Raw genomic sequence first — 5,310 nt, forward strand, 5'->3', positions numbered from 1 at the left:
GACACCGGCCGGACGCATGGTATTGACGGTGTTCGCCGGGATCGCGGATTTCGAGCGGTCTCTGATCGCGGAGCGAACCCGCGCTGGCCGGATCGCCGCCAAGGCGCGCGGGGTGCGGTTCGGCCCTTCCCCTTCCCTTTTGCCCGAGCAGATCGTCCACGCCCGGCAGCTCATCGAGGGGGACGGCAAGCCTGTGGCCGAGGTTGCCCGCTTGCTGGGCGTTCATCGGGCCACGCTTTACCGGGCGTTGAGTTGATAGCTTCCCAATCGGACACGGCTAGCAGTTTGGCTAGCGAGCAGCGCGGCCGGACCTCCGGATCGACCACGAGGCCGCCGTTATCGACGGTCAGGCAAGGCACCCGAAGCGCAGCGCACCGAAAACAGTTGTTTTGATATCCAGAAAATATGATTATGAGAGATATTCAACTGCCAAAGGTGGTCTATATGATATTAACTGTAGGGAATACAAAGGGAGGCGTTGGCAAGACCACGCTGGCCGTGCAGATCGCCATTGCGCGGGCAATGGCTGGGCGTGATGTGTGGCTTATCGACGGCGACCGCCAAGGCACGGCGGCGGCTATTGCTGCCCGAGCCGAAGTCGGCCGACAGCCAGGCATCGCGTGCGCGCAGTATGCAGATGGCCCGGCTTTGCGCGGACAGGTGCAGCAGCAGCGCGACAAATGGCAAGACATCGTCATTGATGCTGGTGGCCGTGACTCGACGGCTCTGCGCGCGGCGCTGATCCTTTCCGATGTGCTCCTGGTGCCCTTTGCTCCCCGTTCCTACGACGTATGGGCGCTAGATGACATGGCCGCATTGGTGGACGAAGCGAACAGCGTGCGCGACGGCCTGCGATGCTTTGCCGTGATGAACCAGGCCGATCCCGGCGAGCACTCGGCCGACAACATCGAGGCGGCGGCGGCGGTCGCGGAGGTTCCGCAGTTCGCCTACCTGTCGGCGCCGATCCGGCGCCGCAAGGCATTCAGTAATGCCAGCGGCGCTGGCCTGGCCGTGGCCGAGCTCGCCTCTCGCGATCCAAAAGCCTGCACCGAGCTTGAAGCATTGGTTTCATCTCTTTTTAATATTCATATGAACGTCTAAAAGGAGCCTATAGATGGCAATTCAACGTAAGTCTAAGACGACGTTGGCCGCACAAGCGGCGGCCGTGAATGCCTTTGTGGCCGGTGCCCCGGATGCCGCCCATACGGTGTCGACGACCAGCTCCTACGACAAGGGTGTGCCGAAAGGGAATAAGCGGCAGATTAGCCTTACCATTGCCCCCGACCTGTTACGGCGGGTGGACGACGTGGCCAAGCGTACCGGCCAAGGACGGGCGGGTATTATCAGCATGGCCATCTATCGTGCATTGGAGGGCGATATTTTTAAGTGAAAAAGGATATTAAAAAAGATTATTTAAATATAATCTGAATAGGATAACAGTATGGAGCGCCGCGCCAAGACCTATCTGAACATCGACTTCGACAAGAAGGACCATGCCAAGCGGCATGGCGCGCAGTGGGATGTTCAGCGCAAGAGCTGGTATGTGCTTGGGGACGTGCCGGCCGAGCTACTTAACTACGTCGCTTCTGGTCCGTTGCAGGCAAGCCTGACGCCGCACCAGGTGAGGGTTACGGAAGCCGAAGAAAAGGCGAGATCGGCCTTGCGCCGACCACCACCTGGCGATGAGCAGGCCGATTTCTTTGTGCCGACGCTCTATGACGTTGCGACCAAAGACAGTCGCTCCATTATGGACGTGGCGGTGTTCCGCCTGTCCAAAGACAAGAAGCGCGCGGGCGAAGTCATCCGCTACGAGCTGCCAGATGGTTATGTGGAGGTCAAAGCCGGGCCGGATGGCATGGCGTCAGTTTGGGATTACGACATTGTTCTGATGCTGATTTCCCATCTAACCGAGGCCATGAACCGACACAGGGAAGGGAAGGGCGAGAAGCCAGGCCGCGTGTTCCAGCCGCACACTAGCGATATTCTCAAGTTCTGCCGCAAGGGTGACGGCACCCGCCAATTTGAAGAGGTCGAGGCCGCGCTAGCCCGCCTCCAGGGAACCATTATCAAAAGCGTGCGGGAAGTGCCGCGCGCCGGCAAGCGTGCACTGCGCGAGGTTGAATCCGAAGGGCTGATTAGTCGCCACCGGGTTGTGTCGCGCACTGATACCGGCAAGGTGGCCAGTGTCGAGATAGAGGCACCAAACTGGATTTACCGCGAAGTCACCGAGGGCAAGCGGCCGGACGTGTTGACTGTGCACCCCGACTATTTCCTGATCGAGCCAGGTATAGGCCGCTTTGTCTATCGCCTTGCGCGTCGTGCCGCTGGCAAAAGCAACGCGAAATGGGCCTTTCAGACCATCTATCAGCGCAGCGGCAGCGCCGGCACATTCAAAGAGTTTTGCCGCATCCTGCGCAAGATCATCACGGCCAACGATCTGCCCGAATATACCTTGCAGGAGGAAGCCGGGCAGAGTGGCCCGCAACTGCTCATGCGGCATCGGAACGCCACACCCGACGAGCTGCCGGCTGAGGGTGGCGGTGTGTGATAGACGGTGACGCGAATCTTGACTTTCGTGCATCTCGACTGGCCTGTGGATAGACCGTCTATCACCCACCGAAGACCGTCTATCACCCACCGGACGACCGTCTATCACCCACCGAAGACCGTCTATCACCCACCGGGCGTTTTCATAACATATTGATTTTAAGCGATAAAATCGTTGTTTTTCCGTCTAAAACTTTAAAACATATATTAAAACCTTAAAACAGCTCAGCCTGTGGATAAATTCCGTCCTTAGGAGCCGTCCGAAGGAGGTCCAAGAAGACCTTCACTGCCCCTGCTCGACGCTGCGCGTCTGCGCTCAATGGACACGCCCTGCGGGCGTGGAGTCATCTTTGGACGCAGGGGCACTGCCCCTGCACCCCGTTCTCGCCGAAGGGCAGGGGTGCAGCTCGGCGGGCTTCGCCCTTGCTCTGCACCCCACCCGATAGGCTTGAGGCCGCTCCAAGGCGTCAAGGACCGGCTACGCCTGCCGTCCTCACCCGTTCGGTGCTCGCCATGCGGGCTGCGCTCCGCTGCGGCCTCCGGGCGGCTCCTTGACCCCTCTCCGCAGCCAAAAAATAGCTTGCCAGGGAAGGCTTGCCGCTCAATACAAAATTTTGTATCATGCTGGCATGAATGGTGACGACCTCAAACCTGTCCGGTTCCGGGGCAGCTCGCTCGAAGACCTGCGCGACTTCCCGGCCACAACCAGACGTGAGGCGGGCCAGCAGCTCGACCAGGTGCAACGCGGGCTAGACCCCGACGACTGGAAGCCCATGACCACCATAGGGCAGGGCGTGCGGGAAATTCGCATTCGGGACGAGGCCGGCGCGTTCCGAGTGCTCTACGTCGCCAAATTCGCCGTCGCGATCTACGTCCTGCACTGCTTCCAAAAGAAGACGCAGGCCACCAGCAAGGCCGATTTAGACCTGGCTGAGAAACGCTATCGGGAGTTGGTCAAGGAGTTGAAACCATGAGCGAAGAGCAGACCTTTACGAGCATTTGGGATGCCATCGAGGACACCCCGGCAGAAGCGGAAAACATGAAGCTGCGCTCCGCACTGATGATCGCGCTCAAGCAGCACATCGTTCGCGCTGGCCTGAGTCAGAGCCAGGCCGCCAAGCTGTTCAGCGTCACGCAACCCCGCGTGTCCGACCTGCTACGCGGGAAAATCAACCTGTTCGGCCTCGATACCCTGGTGAACATGGCGGCGGCGGCCGGTATGCATGTCGAGCTGCGCGTCCTGGAAGCCGCATGACGCCACATAGGGATCGTTTTGTGGGAGGGGCAATGCCGGCGCTATGAGCAAGAAACTCGTTAGGCATGACGTTGATCTCGCCAACCTGCCTCCCCTCACGGAGAAGCAGAAAGCGGAGCTTGTGGCCTTGGCCGCACGCCCAGACAGCAAGATCGACTACAGCGACATTCCTCCGCTGACCGAAGACTTTTGGAAAAATGCGGTGCGCGGCCGGTTCTACAAGCCGACCAAGACCTCAACCACCGTGCGCCTCGATTCCGACGTGCTGGCTTGGCTCAAGGCTCAGGGCAAAGGCTATCAGTCCCGCATCAACGCCATCCTGCGCCGCGAAATGCTCGCTTCGTTGAAGTGAGCAACGAGGACCGGCTACGGTTGGTCAAACAGCCCGCTGAACTCTCGATCGGCGTAATAACGCAGCTTGTCGGCGACGATCGGCCGGGTGCCGGCCAGGAACAGCAGTTCGCGGTCTCGCAGCAGGTTACGGACCTCATCGGGGGTGAGCAGGGGCCGGCCGGTATGGTGCTCGGCGAAGCTCAGCCCGGATTGGTCGCTGTCGAGGGCGCGGCTCATGGTCTGGAACACGACGGTTTCCTGGCCCAGCAGATCGGACACGAGGCGGGCGCTGTCGTGATCGTTGACGCCAAACACCTGGAGGACGCCGGCGTTGGACAGGAAGGTGCCGGCGCGCTGGCCGTAGGTGGCGCGGAGCTGGTGAATGTCCTGCACGATCGGCCAGAGCTGCACGCCATAACCGGCCATCAGACCCATGGCCCGCTCGATCGGGGCGAGCTCGCCCAAGGCGGCGAACTCATCGAGCAAATAGAGCACGGGGGCAGGTGGCGTGGCCTGGGTGCGGGCCATGTCCTGCAAGCTCTGCGTGACCATCAGCCGCAGCCAGCGGGCATAGGCACCGATGCGATCGGGCGGCAGGACAAGGAAGACGGTCGCGGTGTGCGACTTCAGCTCCCCGAACGCAAAATCCGAATGGTCGAGCACGGCCGTCATGCGCGGGCGGTCGAGGAAATGGGTGTGTCTTTGCGCGGTCGAGAGGACCCCGGCCGCTTCGCGATGGCCCTTGCCGCCGTGCCAGTTGGCGGCGCGGGTGATCAGGCCGCCGGCTGCGGGAGTGCCCCGCATTCGCGTCAGGAGGGCCGAGAAGGCGTTCGGAGCGGCGGTCAGGTGTCCAGTAGGGTCGCCAGCGTGCGGCCCTCTGAGGGCTCTTCTGAGGCGATGTAGAGGATGATGCCGGCGATCAGGGCCCGGGCTTCCTCGTTCCAATGCGCTTCGCCGGTCTCGCCCGGCCCGTCGTAGACCAGGGCATCGGCGAGCGTGGCGGCCTCCTCGGCGATATCCAGGCTGGCCGGATCGAGGCCGGCCAGGGGATTGAACGCAGCCGATGGCCGGCCCGTCACCCCGAACGGATCGAGGACATGAACCGGCCAGAAGCGATGGCGGGTGCTGCCCGCCATCCGGGCGTTTTCGCCTTTGGGGTCGATGCAGATCACCGA

Annotated in this window: 9 protein-coding genes; 7 read left to right on the plus strand and 2 right to left on the minus strand. The window is 61.5% G+C overall.

What is annotated here, in order from left to right; genetic code table 11:
* The 7 genes from BVER_RS17245 to BVER_RS17275 all read left to right on the plus strand — a co-directional run.
* Positions 1-256, plus strand: a 256-nt coding sequence (locus BVER_RS17245; RefSeq protein ID WP_157056105.1) for a recombinase family protein, incomplete at its 5' end; no start/stop codon positions are given.
* A gap of 188 nt (positions 257-444) precedes the next feature.
* Positions 445-1,101, plus strand: a complete 657-nt coding sequence (locus BVER_RS17250; RefSeq protein ID WP_050454370.1) for a nucleotide-binding protein — start codon at positions 445-447, stop codon at positions 1,099-1,101.
* A 13-nt stretch (positions 1,102-1,114) separates the two neighbouring features.
* Complete coding sequence (locus BVER_RS17255) at positions 1,115-1,390, plus strand: hypothetical protein (RefSeq protein ID WP_050454365.1); 276 nt, start codon at positions 1,115-1,117, stop codon at positions 1,388-1,390.
* A 51-nt stretch (positions 1,391-1,441) separates the two neighbouring features.
* On the plus strand, positions 1,442-2,548 hold the full coding sequence (locus tag BVER_RS17260; RefSeq protein WP_050454366.1) for a replication initiator protein A: 1,107 nt from the start codon (positions 1,442-1,444) through the stop codon (positions 2,546-2,548).
* A 628-nt stretch (positions 2,549-3,176) separates the two neighbouring features.
* Entirely contained in the window at positions 3,177-3,521 is a 345-nt protein-coding gene (locus BVER_RS17265) for a type II toxin-antitoxin system RelE/ParE family toxin (protein ID WP_050454367.1), read from the plus strand.
* Positions 3,518-3,802, plus strand: coding sequence for a helix-turn-helix domain-containing protein (locus BVER_RS17270; RefSeq protein ID WP_050454368.1), 285 nt, complete (start codon positions 3,518-3,520; stop codon positions 3,800-3,802). The genes BVER_RS17265 and BVER_RS17270 overlap by 4 nt, the downstream gene beginning before the upstream one ends.
* Before the next feature lie 43 nt (positions 3,803-3,845).
* Positions 3,846-4,154, plus strand: coding sequence for a BrnA antitoxin family protein (locus BVER_RS17275; protein WP_050454369.1), 309 nt, complete (start codon positions 3,846-3,848; stop codon positions 4,152-4,154).
* 14 nt (positions 4,155-4,168) lie between these two features.
* Here the strand turns inward: BVER_RS17275 and BVER_RS17280 are convergent, their stop codons facing one another.
* Both BVER_RS17280 and BVER_RS35250 read right to left on the minus strand, forming a co-directional pair.
* The gene (locus BVER_RS17280) at positions 4,169-4,939 is read right to left on the minus strand and encodes a type IV secretory system conjugative DNA transfer family protein (RefSeq protein ID WP_198155283.1); all 771 of its coding nucleotides are present in this window, start codon (positions 4,937-4,939) and stop codon (positions 4,169-4,171) included.
* 38 nt (positions 4,940-4,977) lie between these two features.
* Positions 4,978-5,310: type IV secretory system conjugative DNA transfer family protein (locus tag BVER_RS35250; RefSeq protein WP_198155284.1), on the minus strand; the 333-nt coding region annotated here is incomplete at its 5' end.

This window comes from Candidatus Burkholderia verschuerenii, assembly GCF_001189365.1.
GTDB lineage: Bacteria > Pseudomonadota > Gammaproteobacteria > Burkholderiales > Burkholderiaceae > Caballeronia > Caballeronia verschuerenii.

Excerpts from the sequence above, each read along its gene's own strand:
- BVER_RS17260 (WP_050454366.1), top strand. The coding sequence starts at position 1,442 with ATGGAGCGCCGCGCCAAGACCTATCTGAACATCGACTTCGACAAGAAG.
- BVER_RS17255 (WP_050454365.1), top strand. The coding sequence starts at position 1,115 with ATGGCAATTCAACGTAAGTCTAAGACGACGTTGGCCGCACAAGCGGCG.
- BVER_RS17280 (WP_198155283.1), bottom strand. The coding sequence starts at position 4,939 with ATGCGGGGCACTCCCGCAGCCGGCGGCCTGATCACCCGCGCCGCCAAC.
- BVER_RS17275 (WP_050454369.1), top strand. The coding sequence starts at position 3,846 with ATGAGCAAGAAACTCGTTAGGCATGACGTTGATCTCGCCAACCTGCCT.
- BVER_RS17270 (WP_050454368.1), top strand. The coding sequence starts at position 3,518 with ATGAGCGAAGAGCAGACCTTTACGAGCATTTGGGATGCCATCGAGGAC.
- BVER_RS17250 (WP_050454370.1), top strand. The coding sequence starts at position 445 with ATGATATTAACTGTAGGGAATACAAAGGGAGGCGTTGGCAAGACCACG.
- BVER_RS17265 (WP_050454367.1), top strand. The coding sequence starts at position 3,177 with ATGAATGGTGACGACCTCAAACCTGTCCGGTTCCGGGGCAGCTCGCTC.